Source organism: Pseudonocardia halophobica (assembly GCF_027922425.1).
Taxonomy (GTDB): Bacteria; Actinomycetota; Actinomycetes; order Mycobacteriales; family Pseudonocardiaceae; genus Pseudonocardia; species Pseudonocardia halophobica.
Window position 1 is genome coordinate 1 of the sequence record NZ_BSFQ01000022.1, and the last position, 19,598, is coordinate 19,598.

A 19,598-nucleotide genomic window follows, 5' to 3' on the forward strand; every position below is an offset into this window, starting at 1 on the left:
GGTCACCGAGGTGGTCGAGACCACCCCGGCCCCGGTCGCCGACGCCCCCGAGGCCCCGCCGGCCGAGCGTGCCCCCGAGGCCCCGCCGGCCGAGCGTGCCCCCGAGGCCCCGCCCGTCGAACGCCCGACCCCGGTCCCGCCCGCGGAGACCACCGCGCCGCCGGCCGCGCCCGCACCCACGGCCCCGCCGGCCCCCACCGAGGAGATCGCCCCCGCGGAGGGGCGCCTCGAGCGGCTGCGCGGCAACCTCTCCCGCTCGCGCTCCGCGTTCGGCCAGAGCCTGCTCGGCCTGCTCGGGGGCGGTGAGCTCGACGAGGAGTCGTGGGAGGACGTCGAGGCCACCCTCCTGCAGGCCGACCTGGGCCCCGAGATGACCGCCGAGCTCGTCGAGATCCTGCGCGACGAGCTGGCCCGCCGTGCCGTCCGCACCCCGGACCAGGCCCGCCAGCTGCTCCGCGAGGTCCTCACCGAGGCGCTCGAGACCGAGGCGAACCGCTCGATCCGCGCGCTGCCGCACGACGGTCGTCCGGGCGTCCTGCTCGTCGTCGGCGTCAACGGCACGGGCAAGACGACCACCACCGGCAAGCTCGCCCGCGTGCTGGTCGCGAGTGGCCGGCACGTCGTCCTGGGTGCGGCCGACACCTTCCGTGCCGCCGCGGCCGAGCAGCTCGCGACGTGGGGCGAGCGGGCCGGCGCCGCCGTCGTCCGCGGTCCCGAGGGGGCCGACCCGGCCGCCGTCGCGTTCGACGCCGTCAAGCGCGGCACCGCCGACGGCGCCGACGCGGTCATTCTCGACACGGCCGGCCGGCTGCACACCAAGACCGGCCTGATGGACGAGCTGGGCAAGGTCAAGCGCGTCGTCGAGCGGCAGTCCGAGGTCGACGAGGTGATCCTCGTCCTCGACGCCACGACCGGCCAGAACGGGCTGATCCAGGCCCGCGTCTTCGGCGAGGTCGTGAAGGTCACCGGCATCGCCCTGACGAAGCTCGACGGCACGGCGAAGGGCGGCATCGTCTTCCGCGTGCAGCGCGAGCTCGGCGTCCCGGTGAAGCTCGTGGGCCTCGGCGAGGGCCCGGACGACCTGGCCCCGTTCGAGCCGAAGGCCTTCGTCGACGCCCTGCTGGGCTGAGCTCCCGTACGGTCCGGCCGCTGCCGGGGATGATCACCGATCGTGACGTCCCCGGCGCAAGGGCACGAAACGGTCACATTTCCCGTCACGCTGTGCGCACGAGCCGCCACGGCCGGGAGGGGAAACCTGGATGTAACCCGCCGGGGGACGGGGTTCATCCCCCGGAAACATAGTGCGATCTTCCCGGAAACATCCCGCTTCGATTATTCCGGCACCTGCCGCACCGAGGGTGCGGACACGATCGGGAGGGAGATCCGTGGACGCGTTCAACAGCGGCGATACCGCGTGGATGCTCACCAGTACCGCGCTGGTGCTGTTCATGACGCCTGGGCTCGCGTTCTTCTACGGCGGCATGGTCCGTAGCAAGAGCGTGCTCAACATGATGATGATGAGCCTGTCGTCGATGGGGCTCGTCGGCGTCCTGTGGGTGCTCTACGGCTACTCGATGGCCTTCGGCAACGACGTCGGCGGCGGCCTGCTCGGCAGCCCGACCGAACACTGGGGCCTGAAGGGCCTGTTCGTCGGCAACTACGTCGCCACCGACGCGGCGCCCGACGTGAGCTTCCCGCTCGTCGGCTCGATCCCGGCGCTCGTGTTCGTCGGCTTCCAGGCCACGTTCGCGATCATCACCGTCGCCCTGATCTCGGGTGCGGTGGCCGACCGCATGAAGTTCGGCGCCTGGCTGCTCTTCGCCGGCATCTGGGCGACCGTCGTGTACTTCCCGGTCGCGCACTGGGTCTTCTCGTTCGACGGCGTGACCGCCGAGACCGGCGGCTGGATCGCCAACCAGCTCAAGGCGATCGACTTCGCGGGTGGTACCGCGGTCCACATCAACGCCGGTGTCGCCGCGCTGGCGCTGGCGATCGTCGTGGGCAAGCGCCGCGGCTGGCCGCGCGAGCCGATGCGCCCGCACAACCTGACGCTGGTCATGCTCGGGGCCGGCATCCTGTGGTTCGGCTGGTTCGGCTTCAACGCCGGTTCGGCCGTCGGCTCCTCGGGCCTCGCCGCCTACGCCATGATCAACACGATCATCGCCACCTGCGCCGCGATGCTCGCCTGGCTGCTCGTCGAGCGGATCCGCGACGGCAAGGCCACCAGCCTCGGCGCCGCGTCCGGTGTCGTCGCCGGTCTGGTCGCGATCACCCCGGCCTGTTCCTCGGTCTCGCCGATGGGCGCGATCGCGGTCGGTGCCATCGCCTCGGCGCTGTGCGCCCTGGCCGTCGGCCTGAAGTTCCGCTTCGGCTACGACGACTCGCTCGACGTCGTCGGCGTTCACCTCGTCGGTGGTCTCGCCGGCACCGTGCTCATCGGCTTCTTCGCCGACCCGGGCTCGGGCGCGGCGGTGGCCGGCCTGTTCTACGGCGGCGGCGTCGACCAGCTCTGGCGCCAGGTCGTCGGCGCGCTGGCGGTGCTCCTCTACTCGGGCATCCTGACCTTCGTCATCGCGCTGATCGTCAAGGCGATCTTCGGCGGCAAGATCCGGATCAGCCCGGAGGACGAGGCGACCGGCATCGACGAGACCGAGCACGCCGAGACCAGCTACGACTTCTCGAGCCACCGCGGGCTGGCCGGGACCGCGGGCACCCCGCGCCCGGACGCCGCCACCCCGCAGGCGGCCGCGCACGTCGCCGCAGGCAAGGAGAGCTGAGCCGTGAAGCTGATCACCGCCATCGTGAAGCCGTTCGTGCTGGAGGACGTCAAGGGCGCCCTCGAGCAGATCGGGGTCCTCGGGATGACCGTCTCCGAGGTCCAGGGCTACGGCCGGCAGAAGGGCCACACCGAGGTCTACCGGGGTGCGGAGTACTCCGTGGACTTCGTGCCGAAGGTCCGGGTGGAGGTCGTCGCGGACGACGCCCTCGCGGACAAGGTGGTCGACGCGGTCGTCGAGGCCGCCCGCACCGGCAAGATCGGCGACGGCAAGGTCTGGGTCGCCCCGGTCGAGACCGTCGTCCGGGTCCGCACCGGCGAGCGCGGGACCGACGCCATCTGACGGACCGCCCGACGGCATCCGTCCGATCTGGCGGGGCCCGTCGTGCCACTCGGCACGGCGGGCCTCCGGCGTCTCGCGAGGGCGTCTGATTCCTCCCGTTCCGTCCCCTCCCGGGGCGGGCGGGTGCCGTCGGTCCGGCCGACCCACCACCGATCGGAGAACCGTGATGATGCTCGTGACCGCGATCGTCAAACCCTTCGCGCTCGACGACGTCCGGGCCGGCCTCGAGCGGCTGGACGTGGCGGGGATGACCGTCAGCGAGGTGACCGGCTACGGCCGGCAGCGGGGGCACACCGAGGTCTACCGCGGCGCCGACTACCAGATGGACTTCGTGCCCAAGGTGCGGATCGAGATCGTCGTCGACGACTCGGTGGTCGAGAAGACCGTCGACGCGGTCGTGCAGGCGTCGCGCACGGGGAAGATCGGTGACGGGAAGGTGTGGGTCGTCCCGCTCGAGACGGTGGTGCGGGTCCGGACCGGGGAGCGGGGCCCGGACGCGCTGTGAGGCTCGTGGCGGTGACAGCCGTGGCGGTCGTGCCGGGGTCGGGGACGCCCACGGCGGGGTGGAGCGGAGCCGGCCGCGGGCCGGCAGTAACGAGGGCGAGTCGGTGACGGCAGTGGGATCGGGTCCGGGGTCTGGGTCGGGGGCGGGACCGGCGTCGGGTTCGGCGGAGGATCTCGTCCGCGCGAAGGCCGTGCTGCTGGACCGCCAGAACGGCCGGCGGCGGCTCGCCCCGGACGCGCTGCGGACCGCGCTGGTCGACCTGCACGACTTCTGGCTGTCGTCGCGGTGCGCGTCGATCGGGATCTCGGACCGCGCGGCGCTGGTCGCAGTCGGGGCGCTGGGGCGGCGCGAGCTGGCCCCGTACTCGGACCTCGACCTCGTGCTGCTGCACGACGGGCGCAAGGACGTCGACCGGCTCGCCGACCAGCTCTGGTACCCGCTGTGGGACGCCGGCATCGGGCTGGACCACTCGGTCCGCACCCCTGGCCAGGCGGTCCAAGTGGCGGCCACCGACCTGCGGGCCGCCTACGGTCTGCTCGAGCTGCGGCACATCGCGGGCGACCCGGCGCTCTCGGAGAAGGTCAAGCAGGCCGTCCGGCAGGCGTGGCGCGCCGGCATCCGCAACCGCTTCGACGACATCGCCGACTCCGCCCGGGACCGCTGGGCCAAGGTCGGCGACGTCGCCCACCGCATCGAGCCCGACCTCAAGTCCGGACACGGCGGGCTGCGGGACGTCCAGCTCCTCGACCACCTCGCCGCCGCGCAGCTGGTCGACCGGCCCTCCGGCGAGGTCACCGAGGCCCGGACGCTGCTGCTCGACGTGCGCACCGAGCTGCACCGGATCGCCGGCCGCGCGCGGGACGTGCTGCGCGCCCAGGACGCCGACGAGATCGCCTCGACCCTCGAGCTCGGCGACCGCTTCGACCTGGCCCGGGCGATCTCCGGGGCCGCGCGGGCCGTCGCCTTCTCCGCCGAGGTCGGGCTGCGGGCCGCCAAGGCCGCGCTGCCGCGCCGCGGGCTCTCCGCGCTGCGCCGCGCGCCCGTCCGGCGGCCGCTGGACTCCGGGGTCGTCGAGCACGCCGGCGAGGTCACCCTCGCCCGCGACGCCGCCGCCAACCGCGATCCCGCCCTCGTGCTGCGCGTCGCCGCGACCGCCGCGCGCACCGGGCTGCCGGTCGCCGCCGGCACCCTGCACCGGCTGGCCGAGACCGCCCCCGAGCTGCGCGAACCCTGGCCGCGGGCCGCCCTCGGCGAGCTGCTCTCCCTGCTCGGCACGGGGGAGGGCATGGTCGACGTGATCGAGGCGCTCGACCGGACCGGGCTGTGGGGACGGCTGTTCCCCGAGTGGGGCGCGGTGCGGGACCTGCCGCCGAGGGACCGGGCGCACATGTGGACCGTCGACCGGCACCTCGTCGAGACCTGCGCGCAGGCCGCCACGCTGACCACCCGCGTCTCGCGTCCGGACCTGCTGCTGGTCGGGGCGCTGCTGCACGACATCGGCAAGGGTCGCGGCGGCGACCACTCGGAGGTGGGGGAGTCGCTCGCGCTGCAGATCGGCCGGCGGCTCGGGTTCGGCGAGCGGGACGTCGAGACGCTCGGCGCGATGGTCCGCCACCACCTGCTCCTGCCGCACACCGCCACCCGCCGCGACCTCGACGACACGGCCACGCTCAGCCGGATCGTCGAGACCCTCGGCGGGAACCCGCTACTGCTCGACCTGCTCGACGCCCTGGCCGAGGCCGACTCGCTGGCCACCGGGCCGGGTGTGTGGAGCCCGTGGAAGCGGGCGCTGATCCGGGACCTCAGCGGCCGGGTCCGCGCGCTGATGATCGGCGAGCCGCCGCCCGGGCCCGTCCGGATCGCCGACACGGCCGAACAGGCCGCGGCCGAGGTCGTCGCGGGCGTGGAGAAGGAGGGCAGGCCGCAGCTGCGGCTCATCTCGGACCAGGACCTCGCGACGGTCGTGATCGGCACGCCGGACCGGCCCGGGGCGCTGTCCGCCGCGGCCGGGGTCCTCGCGTTGCACTCGCTCGAGGTGCACGCGGCCTCGGTCACGACCGAGGGCGAGGTGGCGGTGGCGAGCTTCGCCGTGTCGCCGCGGTTCGGAGGGCTGCCCGACCCGGCCGTCGTGCGGCACGACCTGGGCCGGGTCCTCGACGGCACCCTCGGGCTCGCCGAGGCGCTGGCCCGCAAGGAACGCGACTACGCGCCGACCACCGAGGCGGTGGAGCGGACCGCCCCGCCCCGCGTGCTCTGGTTCGACGACGAGGCGACCGGCGCCGTCGTCGTCGAGCTGCGGGGGCAGGACCGGATCGGGCTGCTGCACCGGGTCGCCGCCGCGCTCGAGGACTCGGGGCTCGACATCCGGTGGGCCCGCGTGGCCACCCTCGGCGCGTCGGTCGTCGACTCGTTCGGGGTGTCCGGCCCCGGTCCCGACGGACAGGTGCCCCGGACCGACCGCCGGCGCATCGAGCAGGCGGTCCTCGCCGCGACGGGGAAGGTGCGCGCAACCTCCGCGAAACGCTGAGCCCGAGCCGTTTCATGCGGTCGTAACATCCCGAAACATTCGGGAAACACAGGGTACGGATCATGCTCCCGGCCGACGGCGAGGAGCGTGATGGACACCGGGAACACGGCGTACGTGCTGGGCTGCGCGGCGCTGGTCATGCTGATGACGCCGGGCCTGGCGTTCTTCTACGGCGGCATGGTCCGCGCCTCCAGCGTGCTCAACATGATGATGATGTCGCTGGTCAGCCTGGGCGTGATCGGCCTGGTCTGGGTGCTCGTCGGGTTCTCGCTCGTGTTCGGCGACTCGCACGCCGGGCTCGTCGGCGGGTTCGAGTTCGCGGGGCTGCGAGAGGTCGATCTCGTGGTCGACGGGGTGCCCGTGCAGGCCTTCGCGATGTTCCAGCTGATGTTCGCCGTGATCACCGGGGCGCTGCTGTCCGGGGCGATCGCCGACCGGGCCCGCTTCTGGCCGTGGACGCTGTTCGTGGCCGGTTGGACCCTCGTCGTCTACGTGCCCCTCGCGCACTGGATCTTCGCGTTCGACGGCGCGGTGTCCGAGAAGGGCGGCTGGCTCGCCAACACCCTGCACGCGCTCGACTTCGCCGGCGGGACCGCCGTCGAGATCGACTCGGGGGCGTCGGCGCTGGCCCTCGCGCTGGTGCTGGGGAAGCGGCGGGGCTGGCCGCACGAGCCGATGCGCCCGCACAACCTGCCGTTCGTGCTGCTGGGCGCGGGCCTGCTGTGGTTCGGCTGGTTCGGGTTCAACGCCGGCTCCGCCCTGGCCGCGGGGGCGGTGGCGAGCAACGCCTCCGTCACGACCATGACCTCCGCCGCTGCCGCGGTCGTCGCCTGGCTGGCGCTCGAGCATCGGCTCGACGGCCGGCCCACCAGCCTCGGCGGCGCGTCCGCCGCGGTCGCGGGGCTGGTGGGGATCACGCCCGCCTGCGGGTACGTCGACACCTTCGGCGCGCTGCTGATCGGGGTCGCGGCGGGCGTCGTCTGCCAGCTGGCGATCCGGCTCAAGTACCGGCTGGGCTACGACGACTCGCTCGACGTCGTCGCCATCCACGGCGTCGGCGGCATGGTCGGGCTCCTCCTGACGGGGTTCGTCGCCACCGACGCGGTCAACCCGGCCGGGCGCGACGGGCTGCTCTACGGCGGCGGGTTCGGCCTGCTCGGCGCGCAGGTGGTCGCGATCCTGGTCGCGGCGGGGTGGGCCTTCGCGGGCAGCGCCGGGCTGGCGTGGCTGGTGCGGCGGACCATCGGGTTCCGGGTGCCGGAACACGTCGAGACCGGTGGGATCGACGAGGCCGAGCACGCCGAGAGCGCCTACGAGTACTCGCCGCTGCGCACCCGCGGCTCGGGACCGGAGAGGAACTGGACATGAAGCTGGTGACGGGGATCGTCAAGCCGTTCGCGCTCGGCGACGTCAAGGAGGCGCTCGAGAAGCTCGGCGTCCTGGGCATGACGGTGACCGAGGTGCAGGGCTTCGGCCGGCAGAAGGGGCACACCGAGGTCTACCGGGGCGCGGAGTACGCCGTGGACTTCGTGCCGAAGATCCGGGTCGAGGTGGTGGTCGACGACGCGGTGGCCGACCGGGTCGTCGACGCCCTGGTCGACGCCGCCCGCACCGGCAAGATCGGCGACGGCAAGGTGTGGGTCACCCCCGTCGACACCATCGTCCGGGTCCGCACGGGAGAACGAGGCGCCGACGCCCTCTGAGTCCCCGCGTTCCCGCGAGTCGCGCTGTGGCCCCCGCGAGTCGGGAGTTCCGGCACCGCGAGTCGGGACTTCCGGCACCGCGAGTCGGGAGTTCCGGCACCGCGAGTCGGCACTTCACGTGACCGAAGGCGCGATCCCGGGAGGTCGCGGGCCGGTAGCTGTGGCCACGCTGTGCGGAACCGGGTGGGCGGAACGAACCGGCGGAACCGGACGTTGGGTGCCCATGACCCTCGCGACCGTGCCCGGCGACACTCCGCCCCGCCCGCTGCCCCTCCCGCTGGGGCCCGGGCCCGCCGGAGGTGCCGCGGCGCCGGTGCGGCTGTCGGTGCCGGGCCGCGCGCTGGTGCTGGTCGCGGGCGTGCCCGGCGCCGGCAAGAGCACGCTACTGCGTCGCATGCCGCAGCGGCCCGGGCTGCGGGTGCTCGACTCCGAGACCCAGCGTGACCTGCTGACGCGCGTCCTGCCCGGGGTGCCGTACCCGCGGATCCGGGCGCTGGTGCATTTCCTGCACCGGGTCGCCGCGGTGCTGGCCGCAACGGGGTCCGCCCGCGTCGTCGTCGTGCACCTGCCGGCGACGTCCACGCGGCTCCGGCGCCTGGTCCGCGGCCTGGCCCGGCTCACCGGCCGCGCGGCGTACCTCGTCTGGATCGACGCGGCGCCCGAGGAGGCGTTGCGCGGGCAGGCCGATCGCGGCCGCATGATCCAGAGCCGGTCCTTCGCCCGGCACGTGAGCCGGGCCGACGGCGTCGCGGCCCGGATCGCCGGGGGCAACCTGGGCGAGCCGTGGGCACGCGCGATCTCCCTCGACCGCCCCACGGCCGCCCGCGGTCTCGCCGTCACTTCCTGAATCGCACACTCGGTCGCCCGGAACTGCCGACTCGCGCTGCCGAAGCTCCCGACTCGCGCTGCCGAAGCTCCCGACTCGCGCTGCCGGAGCTCCCGACTCGCGCTGCCGGAGCTCCCGACTCGCGGTGCCGAAGCTCCCGACTCGCGGGGTGCGGGGACGGGAGCAGGGGTCTGCGTCCCGGGGGCGGGGCCACGTAGACTCGCTGGGGTGTTCGACACCCTGAGCGACCGCCTGTCCGGAGCGCTGCGCGACCTGCGCGGCAAGGGCCGGTTGTCCGACGCCGACATCGACACCACGGCGCGCGAGATCCGCATCGCGCTGCTCGAGGCCGACGTCGCGCTGCCGGTGGTGCGGTCCTTCATCGCTCGGATCAAGGAGCGGGCGAAGGGTGCCGAGGTCTCGCAGGCGCTGAACCCGGCGCAGCAGGTCGTCAAGATCGTCAACGAGGAGCTCATCGGCATCCTCGGCGGCGAGACCCGCCGGATCGCGCTGGCCAAGGAGCCGCCGAGCGTCGTCATGCTCGCGGGTCTGCAGGGTTCCGGTAAGACGACGCTGGCCGGCAAGCTGGCCCGCCACCTCAAGGACCAGGGCCACACGCCCCTCCTGGTCGCCTGCGACCTCCAGCGGCCCAACGCCGTGAACCAGCTGCAGATCGTCGGCGAGCGCGCCGGGGTGCCGACCTTCGCGCCGGAACCGGGCAACGGCGTCGGCGACCCGGTCGACGTCGCGCGCCGCGGTGTCGCGTTCGCCCGCGAGAAGCAGTACGACATCGTCATCGTCGACACCGCGGGCCGCCTGGGTGTCGACGCCGAGCTGATGCAGCAGGCCAGCGAGATCAAGGCCGCGGTCCGGCCGGACGAGACGCTGTTCGTCGTCGACGCCATGATCGGTCAGGACGCGGTGGCCACGGCCGAGGCGTTCCGGGACGGTGTCGGCTTCTCCGGCGTCGTGCTCACCAAGCTCGACGGCGACGCCCGCGGTGGTGCCGCGCTGTCCGTCCGCGAGGTCACCGGCCAGCCGATCCTCTTCGCGTCGAACGGCGAGAAGCTCGAGGACTTCGACGTCTTCCACCCGGACCGGATGGCCAGCCGGATCCTGGGCATGGGCGACCTGCTCACCCTCATCGAGCAGGCCGAGCGGGTCTTCGACGAGGAGCAGTCGCAGAAGGCCGCGCAGAAGATCTCCACGGGCGAGCTCACCCTGGAGGACTTCCTCGAGCAGATGCTCGCCATCCGCAAGATGGGCCCGATCGGGAACATCCTCAACATGCTCCCGGGCGCCAACTCCGCGCAGATGAAGGAGGCGCTCGCCCAGGTCGACGACCGGCAGCTGGACAAGCTGCAGGCGATCATCCGCGGCATGACGCCGGCCGAGCGCGCCGACCCGAAGATCATCAACGGCTCCCGGCGGCTGCGCATCGCGAACGGCTCGGGCGTCACCGTCTCGGACGTGAACGACCTGGTCAACCGCTTCTTCGAGGCCCGCAAGCAGATGAAGATGATGGCGGGCCAGTTCGGGTTCGGCGGCGGCCGCTCGGCCACCCGCAAGCAGGCGAAGAACAAGCGCAAGGCCAAGCAGGCGAAGAAGGGCGGCCGGCCGAACCGGGCGCCCGCCGCAGCGAACCCCTTCGGCGCCGACCTCTCGCAGATGCCGCCCAGCCTGCAGCAGCTGCCGCCCGGCCTCGACCAGCTCCCGCCCGGCTTCGACCCGTCGAAGCTGAACTTCGGGAACAAGAAGGGCAAGTAGTGCTGCACCTGCGCGGCACCGTCCTCCCGGACGGTGGCACGGACCTGTACGTCGACGACGCCGGCCGGGTCAGCGCGGAGCCCCTGCCCGGCGCCGAGGTCGTCGACGCGCCGTTCATCCTCCCCGGGCTGGTCGACGCCCACTGCCACGTCGGCATCGCGACCGGCGGCGCGCCCGCCGACCTGGCGGAGTGCGAGGAGCAGGCGGTCGTCGAGCGCAACGCGGGCGCGCTGCTGCTGCGCGACTGCGGCTCGCCCACGGACACCTCGCCGCTGCGCGGCCGCGAGGACCTCCCGGAGATCATCCGGGCGGCCCGGCACCTGGCCCGGCCCAAGCGGTACATCTCCGGCCTGTCGATCGACCTCGACGACCCGGCCCTGCTGCCCGACGCCGTCGCCGAGCAGGCCGCCGCGGGCGACGGCTGGGTGAAGCTCGTCGGGGACTGGATCGACCGGGGAATGGGCGCCGACGCCGACCTGGCCCCGCTCTGGCCGGACGACGTGCTGAAGGCCGCCATCGACGCCGCGCACGCGGCCGGGGCCCGGGTGACCGCGCACGTCTTCGGCACCGAGGCCCTGCACGGGCTGATCGGCGCCGGGATCGACTGCATCGAGCACGGCACCGGACTCACGGACGAGCTCATCGCCGAGATGGCCGAGCGCGGGACCGCGCTGGTGCCCACGCTGATCAACGTCGACACGTTCCCGGGGATCGCCGACAAGGCCGGCAAGTACCCCGCCTACGCCGAGCACATGCGGGAGCTGCACCGCACCGCCCGGGACACGGTCGGGCGGGCGATCGACGCCGGCGTCCCCGTCTTCGCCGGCACGGACGCCGGCGGCGGCATCCGGCACGGCCGGATCGCCGACGAGATCGAGGCGCTGCGGCAGGCCGGCCACCCCGACGCCGTGGGTGCCGCCTCCTGGACCGCCCGCCGTTGGCTCGGACGGCCGGGCCTCGAGCCGGGCACGTCCGCGGACCTGGTCGCGTACCGGGAGGACCCGCGCCGGAACCCGGCGGTCCTGCGCGACCCGGCGCTCGTCCTGCTCCGCGGCCGCCGGTACTGAACCCGGCGCCCGGCGGGGGCGCCGTGCGCGCCCGCGCCCGGTAGCGTCGTGATCGTGGGCCAGCCCGACCCGATCCCGGACCCGCCGTCCGCGCCGCCGCCGACCGGCCCGTTCCCGTCCGCCCCACCGCAGGACCCGCCGCCGTACCCGCCGCAGCAGGCCCCGGCCGGTGCGCCGGAGCCGCCGGCCTCGGAGGACCCGCCCCCGCACCGCTGGGGGATCGGGGCGTACGTGCTGGTCGAGATCCTCTTCCTCGGATCGTCGTTCCTGATCGCCGCGCTGCTGGCCGATCCCGAGGGGCCGTCGGTCGCCGCCGTGATCCTCGGGCTGTCCGTGCCGACGGTGCTGGCGGCGGCGACGGCGCTGCTGATCACCCGGGTCCGCGGCAACGGCCCGCGGATCGACCTGGGCCTGACGTGGACCGCCCGGGACGTCGCCGCCGGCCTGCTGTGGGGCCTCGGCGGCCTCGTCGTGAGCGTCCCGGCGTCCCTGGTCTACGTGGCGGTCGTCGGACCGGACAACGCGACCACGGCCGTCGGGCAGGCGTTCGACGGCATCCGGGTCGGCTGGCCGGTCGCGCTCGGGGTGTTCGTGCTGGTCGCGTTCGTGGCGCCGCTCTGTGAGGAGATCGTCTACCGCGGGCTGCTGTGGGGGGCGGTCACCAAGCACGGGGCGAACCGGTGGGTGGCCTTCGCCATCACCACGCTGCTGTTCGCGATGGCCCACTTCGAGCTGACCCGCACCCCGTTGCTCCTGGTCGTGGCGCTGCCGATCGGGTTGGCGCGGGTGTTCACCGGGCGGCTGCCGGCGAGCATCGTGGCGCACCAGGTCAACAACCTGCTGCCGGCGCTCGGACTGGCGCTCGCGCTGACCGGAGGGGTGCCCGCGTCCCTGTAGGCGTCTGGCAGAATGGTGCGTCGGGTCCGTGGCCGGCCCTCTACCGATGCCGCGGCCGGGAGCAGTCGAGTGAGCGAGCCGTACCCCCACGCGGTCCTGCGCTGACTCACGAGCAGCACACACGATCCGCGAGGAGCACCGAGAAGCGTGGCCGTCAAGATCAAGCTGATGCGTCTGGGCAAGATCCGTCAGCCGTACTACCGCGTCGTCGTCGCCGACTCGCGCACCCGCCGCAGCGGGCGCGCCATCGAGACGATCGGCAAGTACCACCCGAAGAGCGAGCCGAGCCTGATCGAGATCGACTCGGAGCGCGCGCAGTACTGGCTGGGCGTCGGCGCGCTGCCGACCGAGCCGGTGCAGCACCTGCTCGAGATCACCGGCGACTGGCAGAAGTTCAAGGGCCTGCCGGGCGCCGAGGGCACCCTCAAGCCGCAGCCGGAGAAGGTCGACAAGCTGGCGCGCTTCAACGCCGCGCTGGCCGCCGCGGGCGAGGAGCCGACCACCGAGGCCACCACGCCGAAGAAGAGGGCCGCCAAGGCCGAGAAGTCCGACGAGGCCCCCAAGGCTGACGAGGCGGCGGAGTCGACCGAGTCGTGAGCGTTCTGGCGGACGCCCTGGAGCACCTGGTCCGGGGCATCGTCGACCACCCGGACGAGGTCCGGGTGGACCTCGTCACGAACCGCCGGGGCCGCACGCTCGAGGTCCGGGTGCACCCCGAGGACCTGGGCAAGGTCATCGGTCGCGGCGGGCGGACCGCCACCGCGCTGCGCACCGTGATGGGGGGCATCGGCGGACGGGGTGTGCGGGTCGATGTCGTCGACACCGACCGGTAGGACGCCCGCGGGAGCCCGGCGGCGGGCGTCGGCGGGCATCCGGAGGCCGGCCGCGCCGGCCCCTCGGGCCACGGCCGGTCCCGGGAGCGGGGACGTCCTCGTCGGGATCGTCGCGAAGGTCCACGGCCTGCGCGGCGAGCTGGCCGTCGAGGTGCGCACGGACTCACCGGAGGAGCGCTTCGCCGCGGGCTCCGTGCTGCGGGCCCGGCGGCGGGACGCCCCGGACGCGACGCTGACCGTGGAGAGCAGCCGGCCCCACTCCGGGCGGCTGCTCGTCCGCTTCCGCGAGGCGCCGGACCGCACGAAGGCGGAGGAGCTGCGCGGTGCGCAGCTGCTGGTGCCGACGGCCGAGCTGGCGCCGCCGGAGGACCCGGAGGAGTTCCACGTCCACCAGCTCGAGGGCCTGCGCGCCGAGCTGCCCGACGGCATCGTGCTCGGGACCGTGCGCGAGGTGGTCCTCGGTCCGGGCGGCGACCTGTTGGCCGTCGCCCGCGAGGGCCGGCCCGACGCGCTGGTCCCGTTCGTCACCGAGATCGTGCCGACGATCGACCTCGAGGGCGGGCGCGTGGTCGTCGACCCGCCCGAGGGCCTGCTGAACCTCGACACCCCCTGACCTGCACCTGATCTGTACCGAGAGGCCCCGTCGCACCGCGGCGGGGCCTTTCTCGTGCCGTCGTCGTCAACCAAGGTTGACGGCTCGGCGTCGTCAACGTAGGTTGACGGCATGACAGATGCGACGGCGGTGGCCGCGGCGGCGTCCAGCAAGGACCCGCACGTCGGCCTGGCGGCGGTGGCGGCGCTGCGCGCGCTGCAGGAGTCGCTCGAGGAGCTGCAGGTGGGCAACGCGCGGGCACAGGGCTGGTCCTGGGCGCAGATCGCGGGCGTGCTGCAGGTGAGCAAGCAGGCGGTGCACAAGAAGTACCGGCGGCTCGGGTACTAGGGGGAGACGCGATGTTCGAGAGGTTCACGCTGGCGGCCCGCACCGCGGTGGTGCACGCGCAGGAGGACGCCCGCGAGCGCAGGCAGGCGCAGATCCGGACCGAGAACCTGCTCCTCGGCCTGTACGACGCCCCGGCGACGCCGGAGTCGACGGCCGCCGCGCTCCTGCGCCGCGCGGGCGTCGAGCGGGCCGACGTCGAGGCGGAGATCGCGCGGCTCGCGCGGGCCGAGGCGGCGCCCGACGCCGAGAAGCTGGCCCTGCTGGGCATCGACCTGGACGAGGTGCGCCGGCAGGCGGAGGAGACGTTCGGGCCGGGCGCGCTCGACCGGACGCGGGCCGGCAAGCAGCGCCGGATGTTCGGGCACATCCCGTTCGACGCCGCCTCGAAGAAGGCGCTCGAGCTCTCGCTGCGCGAGGCGCTGCGGCTCAAGCACTCCGAGATCGGCAGCGAGCACGTCCTCCTCGGCCTGCTGCACGCCGAGGGCGGCGCGCGGGACCTGCTGGCGGCCCGCGGCGTCACGCTCGACGGCATGCGCTCCGCGGTCGAGGGGCTCGGCCACGGCGAGGCGAGCGGCTGATCACTCCTCCACGTCGAAGGCGTCCTCGTGCCCCGTGCGGGCGGAGCGGACGCCCTCGACCTCGGCGAGCTCGCTCGCCAGCGCGGTGAGATCGCCCCGGCCCGCGAGCCGGAGGGGGACGGCGGCGACCCCGGCGCCGTCGTCGCTCACGCTCTCCCGCGCGATCGCGAGGTCCTGCACCGCCCACCCCCGCCGGGTGCACAGCTGCGGGACCGTGCGGAGGATGCCGCTGCCGCCGGCGTAGCGGAGCCGCAGCACCGGGCCCGCCGCCGATGAACCCGATGCCCGAGACGATCTGAACGCCGATCCGGAACGGGGCGAGCGCGACGTGTTCCGTGCCGAGCAGGTCGCCGAACCCGTACTTCGACACCAGCATGAACACCGCCGCGCCCACCTCGACGAGCGTGTGCGTACGCAGGCCCGCGCTCTTCGCGCCCGCCTCGCGCTCCAGCCCGATCACCGTGGTCAGGACCAGCGCGAGCAGCACCGGGAGCACGAGGGACCACTGCCCGCCGGAGGACCACAGCGAGGACAGGCCGAGGGCACCTCGCCACCTCCTCTTTGGCAGGATCCGCCCGGTGCGGATCGACGTCGTGACCATCTTCCCGGGCTACCTCGCCCCGTTGCGCGAGGCGCTGCTGGGTCGGGCGGTCGAGAAGGGACTCATCGACGTCCGGGTGCACGACCTGCGGCACTGGACGCACGACGTCCACCAGGCCGTCGACGACGCCCCCTACGGCGGCGGGCCGGGCATGGTGATGAAGCCCCAGGTGTGGGGCGAGGCGCTCGACGAGGTGCTGGCGGACGGGCCCGCGCGGCTCGTCGTGCCGACCCCCGCCGGGCGGCCGTTCACGCAGGCCGCCGCGCGGGCCTGGGCGGGGGAGGAGCGGCTGGTCTTCGCCTGCGGCCGCTACGAGGGCATCGACCAGCGCGTGGTCGACCACTTCGCCGCCCGGATGCCCGTCGACGAGGTGAGCATCGGCGACTACGTGCTGGTCGGCGGCGAGGTGGCGGTGCTGGTCATGGTCGAGGCCGTCGCCCGGCTGCTGCCCGGCGTGCTCGGCAACCCGCGCTCGGCGGCCGAGGACTCCTTCTCCGACGGCCTGCTCGAAGGGCCCTCCTACACCCGGCCCGAGGTGTGGCGGGACCTGCCGGTGCCGGCCGTGCTGCGCAGCGGCAACCACGCCGCCGTCGACCGCTGGCGGCGCGACAGAGCCCTCGAGCGGACGGCCGAGCGGCGCCCCGATCTCCTCGCCGCGCTGCCCGAGGGGGCCCTGGACGCGGCCGACCGCGCGGTGCTCGATACCCTGGGGGCAGCGGAGCGGGGCTGACCGGCCCCCACCGGTGTCACCCGCCCGGAACCCGTCTGGCACTATGGACGGGTTGCCACGGGCCGACGAACGTGTGTCGGCGCCTCCCATCGGGGATGGGTGCCCCTGCCCGAGCCCCGGCACACACGCTTGCACGACGAACATTGGACGAGGACGGACCGCGCGATGAACACCCTGGACGACCTGGACGCACAGATCCTGCGCTCCGACATCCCCAGCTTCCGGCCGGGTGACACGCTCAAGGTGCACGTGAAGGTCATCGAGGGCAACCGCTCCCGGGTCCAGGTGTTCCAGGGCGTCGTCATCCGGCGTCAGGGCGCCGGCGCCCGCGAGACCTTCACGGTCCGCAAGGTGTCGTTCGGCGTGGGCGTCGAGCGCACCTTCCCGGTGCACACCCCGAACATCGAGAAGATCGAGGTCGCGACGCGGGGTGACGTGCGTCGCGCCAAGCTCTACTACCTCCGTGACCTGCGCGGCAAGGCCGCCAAGATCAAGGAGAAGCGCGAGACCCCGACCGCGTCCTGAGCCGTCACCCCTTCGAGACGCGGCCCTGACGTAGCCTCACCACGTGGCGTCACCCGAGCTCCCCGACGACCGCCGCGCCCCGTCGCGGCGGTACGGGCCCACGGACCCGTCCGACCCCCGGTCGGGCGGTGGCGCTCCCGTCGGTGAGGTGCCCGCGCGGCACGTCCCCGGCACCGGACCCGCCGGCGCGCCCTTCCCGGGGCCGCAGGGCGGGTTCGACGGGCGCGGGCCGGGCGGGAACGGTCAGCCCCCGTCGAGCGGGTATGTGCCGTCGAACGGCTACCCCCCGCAGAACGGGTACGGACCGGAGTCCGCGCAGGCCCCGCAGAACGGGAACGGGCTCCGGAACGGGCAGGCGCCGCCGAACGGGCCGGCCCCGCAGTTCCCGGGCCCGGCGCCGTCGGCGCAGTACGGCGTCCCGCAGAACGGGCGGCCCCCGTCGAACGGCCTCCCGCAGAACGGGCGGCCCCCGTCGAACGGCCTCCCGCAGAACGGTGAGCAGCCCTTCCGGCCCGCCGGCCCGCCGCCCGCGCACAGCAGCCCCGGTTTCCGGCCGGTCGGTGCCCCGCTGGGCGGCCCGCCGGACCCCCGCCGCGGCTCGCCCCGGCGCCCCCTCGACGACGACCGCCCCACGGACGTCGTCGGCATGCCGCCCGTGCCCGCGGAGGCGGACGCGGAGGTCACCGAGGAGACCGCGCCGGCCGACTCGACCGTCGAGCCCCAGCGCCGGGTCGACCCCTCCGCCGCCGAGTCCGACGGCGTCCCCGGCCGGCACCGCCGCCGCGCGGGTGCCACGTCCGGCAGCCACCCCGCGTCGGACTACGTGCCGAAGCGCGGTCCCGGCGGCAAGAAGCCCCGCTCGGGGCGGCGCCGGCGCAACACCTTCTGGAAGGAGCTTCCGCTCCTCGTCGGTGTGGCGCTGGTCCTCACCATCCTCATCCAGGCCTTCCTGGCCAAGGTGTACGTGATCCCGTCGGGCTCGATGGAGACCACGCTGCACGGCTGCACCGGCTGCAACAACGACCGCGTGCTCGTCGACAAGGTCACCTACCGGTTCGGCGATCCGCAGCCCGGGGACGTCGTCGTGTTCCGCGGGCCGGACTCCTGGGTCAACACCGAGTTCACGGTCGACGAGCCCACCAGCACGTTCGGCGAGGTCGTCCAGCAGTTCCTGTCCCTGATCGGGCTCGCGCCGCCGGACGAGAAGGACTTCGTCAAGCGCGTGATCGCCGTCGGCGGACAGACGGTGTCGTGCTGCGACTCCCGCAACCGGGTCATGGTCGACAACCAGCCGCTCGACGAGCCCTACATCTACTACCTGCCCGAGGCCGGGCCGGCGCGGCAGATCCCGTTCGGCCCGATCACGGTGCCGCAGGGCGAGCTGTGGGTGATGGGCGACAGCCGCAACAACTCGTCGGACTCCCGCATCGACGGCCACGGGCCCATCCCGGTCGACAACGTCATCGGCAAGGCCCGCATGAAGGTGCTGCCGGTCAGCCGGTTCGGCTTCATCGACAGCACGAACCCGCAGCAGTCGCAGGCGACCGCCCTCGGGGTCGCCGGGGACGGCGCACCGCTCGCCCTGGGGGTGCTCGGCGTGGTGCCGTTCTGGCTGCTCCGCAGGAGATCCCTGCTGGCGGCCGAGGAGGAGTTCCTGCCCCGCCGACGTCGAACCTGAGGTGGCTGCACCCGTCCAGCGGCCCGCCCGCCGCCCCCGCCGGAAGCGTCCCGCCGAGCTCCTGCCCCCGGGGTGGAAGCCCGGCCGGGCGACCGTGCGCGCATCCGCCGGCACGTGGACCCTGCAGAGCACGCTGCAACGGCACGGCCTCGGCCCCGTCGCGGGCGTCGACGAGGCCGGCCGCGGGGCCTGCGCCGGTCCGCTCGTGGTCGCGGCGTGTGTGCTGCGCCCCGGCGACGCCAAGCGGCTCGAGGGCCTGACCGACTCCAAGATGCTCACGCACACCGTGCGCGAGGAGTTCTACTACCGGATCCTGCGCCGCGCCGAGGACTTCTCGGTGATCGTGATCCCGCCCGCCGAGGTGGACCGGCGGGGCGTGCACGTCGCCAACATCGAGGGCATGCGCCGCGCCGTCGCGGGCCTGAGCCACCCACCCGGCTACGTCCTCACGGACGGCTTCCCCGTCCGCGGGTTCGGCAGGCCGACCCTCGCGGTGCCCAAGGGCGACCTCACGGCGGCCTGCGTGGCGGCGGCGTCGGTGCTGGCCAAGGTGACCAGGGACCGGCTGATGGTCGAGCTGGACGGGCGGTACCCGCAGTACCGCTTCGCCGAGCACAAGGGCTACTGCACGCCGGTGCACGATGCCGCCCTCGCCGAGCACGGCCCCTGCCCCGAGCACCGGTTCTCGTTCGTGAACGTCGCCTCGGTGGCCCGCGTCGGCGATCGCGTGGCGTTGGTCCAGAATGGGGCGTCCGGCGAGGAGACCGGGGACATCGAGGACGCGGAGTTCGCCGCGGACGACGAGGCGCTCCTCGTCGGGGACGCGGGCGAGGACAGGGTCGCAGGGGGAGTGGAGTCGTGAGCGCCGAGGATCTCGAGAAGTACGAGACCGAGATGGAGCTCACGCTCTACAAGGAGTACCGCGACATCGTCTCCCAGTTCTCGTACGTCGTGGAGACGGAGCGGCGCTTCTACCTGGCCAACTCCGTCGACGTCGCACCCCGCAACGCGGACGGCGAGGTCTACTTCGAGGTCCGGATGTCCGACGCGTGGGTCTGGGACATGTACCGGCCGGCGCGGTTCGTGAAGAACGTCCGGGTGGTGACGTTCAAGGACGTCAACATCGAGGAGCTCGACAAGCCGGACCTGCGGTTGCCCGAGGGCGACCAGTTCGGCCACTAGGCCCCTAGCACCTCCCCCCGACGGTTCCGGTCCTCCCGGCCGTCGACACCGGCGGTTGTCCACCGTCCGCGGCTCCTGTGGAGCACTTTCCGAGTTCCGCCCCACGGGTCGGTGCGGGCG

At 73.8% G+C, this 19,598-nt stretch carries 22 protein-coding genes and 1 pseudogene; 21 read left to right on the forward strand and 2 right to left on the reverse strand.

Annotation, left to right across the window (positions count from 1 at the left end; all coding sequences use genetic code 11):
- The 16 genes from ftsY to PKE99_RS22940 form a co-directional block, all read left to right on the forward strand.
- Nucleotides 1-1,129: signal recognition particle-docking protein FtsY (gene ftsY, locus PKE99_RS22865; RefSeq protein ID WP_271214911.1), on the forward strand; the 1,129-nt coding region annotated here is incomplete at its 5' end.
- 289 nt (nt 1,130-1,418) lie between these two features.
- Nucleotides 1,419-2,777, forward strand: coding sequence for an ammonium transporter (locus PKE99_RS22870; protein WP_051737584.1), 1,359 nt, complete (start codon nt 1,419-1,421; stop codon nt 2,775-2,777).
- A 3-nt stretch (nt 2,778-2,780) separates the two neighbouring features.
- Nucleotides 2,781-3,119, forward strand: coding sequence for a P-II family nitrogen regulator (locus tag PKE99_RS22875; protein ID WP_037046916.1), 339 nt, complete (start codon nt 2,781-2,783; stop codon nt 3,117-3,119).
- Between the two features lie 166 nt (nt 3,120-3,285).
- Complete coding sequence (locus tag PKE99_RS22880; protein ID WP_037046918.1) at nt 3,286-3,624, forward strand: P-II family nitrogen regulator; 339 nt, start codon at nt 3,286-3,288, stop codon at nt 3,622-3,624.
- Between the two features lie 190 nt (nt 3,625-3,814).
- Nucleotides 3,815-6,151, forward strand: a complete 2,337-nt coding sequence (locus tag PKE99_RS22885) for a [protein-PII] uridylyltransferase (protein ID WP_425566430.1) — start codon at nt 3,815-3,817, stop codon at nt 6,149-6,151.
- A gap of 90 nt (nt 6,152-6,241) precedes the next feature.
- Nucleotides 6,242-7,519 (forward strand): ammonium transporter, encoded by a 1,278-nt coding sequence (locus tag PKE99_RS22890; RefSeq protein WP_156067664.1) that lies wholly within the window; start codon nt 6,242-6,244, stop codon nt 7,517-7,519.
- Nucleotides 7,516-7,854, forward strand: a complete 339-nt coding sequence (locus PKE99_RS22895; protein WP_037046923.1) for a P-II family nitrogen regulator — start codon at nt 7,516-7,518, stop codon at nt 7,852-7,854. The genes PKE99_RS22890 and PKE99_RS22895 overlap by 4 nt, the downstream gene beginning before the upstream one ends.
- 223 nt (nt 7,855-8,077) lie before the next feature.
- Nucleotides 8,078-8,701, forward strand: coding sequence for a P-loop nucleotide/nucleoside kinase family protein (locus tag PKE99_RS22900; protein ID WP_051737558.1), 624 nt, complete (start codon nt 8,078-8,080; stop codon nt 8,699-8,701).
- Between the two features lie 207 nt (nt 8,702-8,908).
- Nucleotides 8,909-10,447 (forward strand): signal recognition particle protein, encoded by a 1,539-nt coding sequence (gene ffh, locus PKE99_RS22905; protein ID WP_037046924.1) that lies wholly within the window; start codon nt 8,909-8,911, stop codon nt 10,445-10,447.
- Complete coding sequence (locus PKE99_RS22910; protein ID WP_425566431.1) at nt 10,447-11,514, forward strand: amidohydrolase family protein; 1,068 nt, start codon at nt 10,447-10,449, stop codon at nt 11,512-11,514. The genes ffh and PKE99_RS22910 overlap by 1 nt, the downstream gene beginning before the upstream one ends.
- Nucleotides 11,515-11,568: 54 nt before the next feature.
- Entirely contained in the window at nt 11,569-12,411 is an 843-nt protein-coding gene (locus PKE99_RS22915) for a CPBP family intramembrane glutamic endopeptidase (RefSeq protein WP_231498241.1), read from the forward strand.
- 147 nt (nt 12,412-12,558) lie between these two features.
- Nucleotides 12,559-13,008, forward strand: coding sequence for a 30S ribosomal protein S16 (gene rpsP / locus PKE99_RS22920; protein WP_037046927.1), 450 nt, complete (start codon nt 12,559-12,561; stop codon nt 13,006-13,008).
- Entirely contained in the window at nt 13,005-13,244 is a 240-nt protein-coding gene (locus tag PKE99_RS22925; protein WP_037046929.1) for an RNA-binding protein, read from the forward strand. Before rpsP ends, PKE99_RS22925 begins: the two co-directional genes overlap by 4 nt.
- On the forward strand, nt 13,222-13,857 hold the full coding sequence (rimM, locus tag PKE99_RS22930) for a ribosome maturation factor RimM (RefSeq protein ID WP_081924193.1): 636 nt from the start codon (nt 13,222-13,224) through the stop codon (nt 13,855-13,857). The genes PKE99_RS22925 and rimM overlap by 23 nt, the downstream gene beginning before the upstream one ends.
- Before the next feature lie 111 nt (nt 13,858-13,968).
- Complete coding sequence (locus PKE99_RS22935; RefSeq protein ID WP_037046931.1) at nt 13,969-14,184, forward strand: Lrp/AsnC family transcriptional regulator; 216 nt, start codon at nt 13,969-13,971, stop codon at nt 14,182-14,184.
- Nucleotides 14,185-14,195: 11 nt separating this feature from the next.
- Nucleotides 14,196-14,762, forward strand: coding sequence for a Clp protease N-terminal domain-containing protein (locus PKE99_RS22940; protein WP_037046933.1), 567 nt, complete (start codon nt 14,196-14,198; stop codon nt 14,760-14,762).
- Here the strand turns inward: PKE99_RS22940 and PKE99_RS38855 are convergent, their stop codons facing one another.
- Nucleotides 14,763-15,020, reverse strand: coding sequence for a hypothetical protein (locus PKE99_RS38855; protein ID WP_051737559.1), 258 nt, complete (start codon nt 15,018-15,020; stop codon nt 14,763-14,765).
- A 64-nt stretch (nt 15,021-15,084) separates the two neighbouring features.
- Nucleotides 15,085-15,363 (reverse strand): annotated as a pseudogene (locus PKE99_RS38860) (MgtC/SapB family protein); the annotation flags it as partial.
- On the opposite strand from PKE99_RS38860, the gene trmD reads away from it, so the two are divergent.
- From trmD to PKE99_RS22970, 5 genes are all read left to right on the forward strand, one after another.
- The gene (gene trmD / locus PKE99_RS22950) at nt 15,341-16,093 is read left to right on the forward strand and encodes a tRNA (guanosine(37)-N1)-methyltransferase TrmD (protein ID WP_037046940.1); all 753 of its coding nucleotides are present in this window, start codon (nt 15,341-15,343) and stop codon (nt 16,091-16,093) included. The pseudogene PKE99_RS38860 and the gene trmD overlap by 23 nt on opposite strands.
- 165 nt (nt 16,094-16,258) lie before the next feature.
- Nucleotides 16,259-16,618, forward strand: a complete 360-nt coding sequence (rplS, locus tag PKE99_RS22955) for a 50S ribosomal protein L19 (protein WP_037046942.1) — start codon at nt 16,259-16,261, stop codon at nt 16,616-16,618.
- 43 nt (nt 16,619-16,661) lie between these two features.
- On the forward strand, nt 16,662-18,296 hold the full coding sequence (gene lepB, locus PKE99_RS38865; RefSeq protein ID WP_306470750.1) for a signal peptidase I: 1,635 nt from the start codon (nt 16,662-16,664) through the stop codon (nt 18,294-18,296).
- Nucleotides 18,297-18,357: 61 nt separating this feature from the next.
- Nucleotides 18,358-19,158 (forward strand): ribonuclease HII, encoded by an 801-nt coding sequence (locus PKE99_RS22965; protein ID WP_081924213.1) that lies wholly within the window; start codon nt 18,358-18,360, stop codon nt 19,156-19,158.
- Nucleotides 19,155-19,478, forward strand: coding sequence for a DUF2469 domain-containing protein (locus tag PKE99_RS22970; protein ID WP_037046945.1), 324 nt, complete (start codon nt 19,155-19,157; stop codon nt 19,476-19,478). The genes PKE99_RS22965 and PKE99_RS22970 overlap by 4 nt, the downstream gene beginning before the upstream one ends.
- The last annotated feature ends 120 nt before the right edge of the window (nt 19,479-19,598 follow it).

What these genes read in the sequence shown, in the direction of transcription:
- PKE99_RS22880 (WP_037046918.1), top strand. Translation starts at nt 3,286, where the DNA reads ATGATGCTCGTGACCGCGATCGTCAAACCCTTCGCGCTCGACGACGTC.
- PKE99_RS22895 (WP_037046923.1), top strand. Translation starts at nt 7,516, where the DNA reads ATGAAGCTGGTGACGGGGATCGTCAAGCCGTTCGCGCTCGGCGACGTC.
- PKE99_RS22890 (WP_156067664.1), top strand. Translation starts at nt 6,242, where the DNA reads ATGGACACCGGGAACACGGCGTACGTGCTGGGCTGCGCGGCGCTGGTC.
- PKE99_RS22940 (WP_037046933.1), top strand. Translation starts at nt 14,196, where the DNA reads ATGTTCGAGAGGTTCACGCTGGCGGCCCGCACCGCGGTGGTGCACGCG.
- PKE99_RS22935 (WP_037046931.1), top strand. Translation starts at nt 13,969, where the DNA reads ATGACAGATGCGACGGCGGTGGCCGCGGCGGCGTCCAGCAAGGACCCG.
- PKE99_RS22870 (WP_051737584.1), top strand. Translation starts at nt 1,419, where the DNA reads ATGCTCACCAGTACCGCGCTGGTGCTGTTCATGACGCCTGGGCTCGCG.
- rplS (WP_037046942.1), top strand. Translation starts at nt 16,259, where the DNA reads ATGAACACCCTGGACGACCTGGACGCACAGATCCTGCGCTCCGACATC.
- rimM (WP_081924193.1), top strand. Translation starts at nt 13,222, where the DNA reads ATGTCGTCGACACCGACCGGTAGGACGCCCGCGGGAGCCCGGCGGCGG.
- PKE99_RS22900 (WP_051737558.1), top strand. Translation starts at nt 8,078, where the DNA reads ATGACCCTCGCGACCGTGCCCGGCGACACTCCGCCCCGCCCGCTGCCC.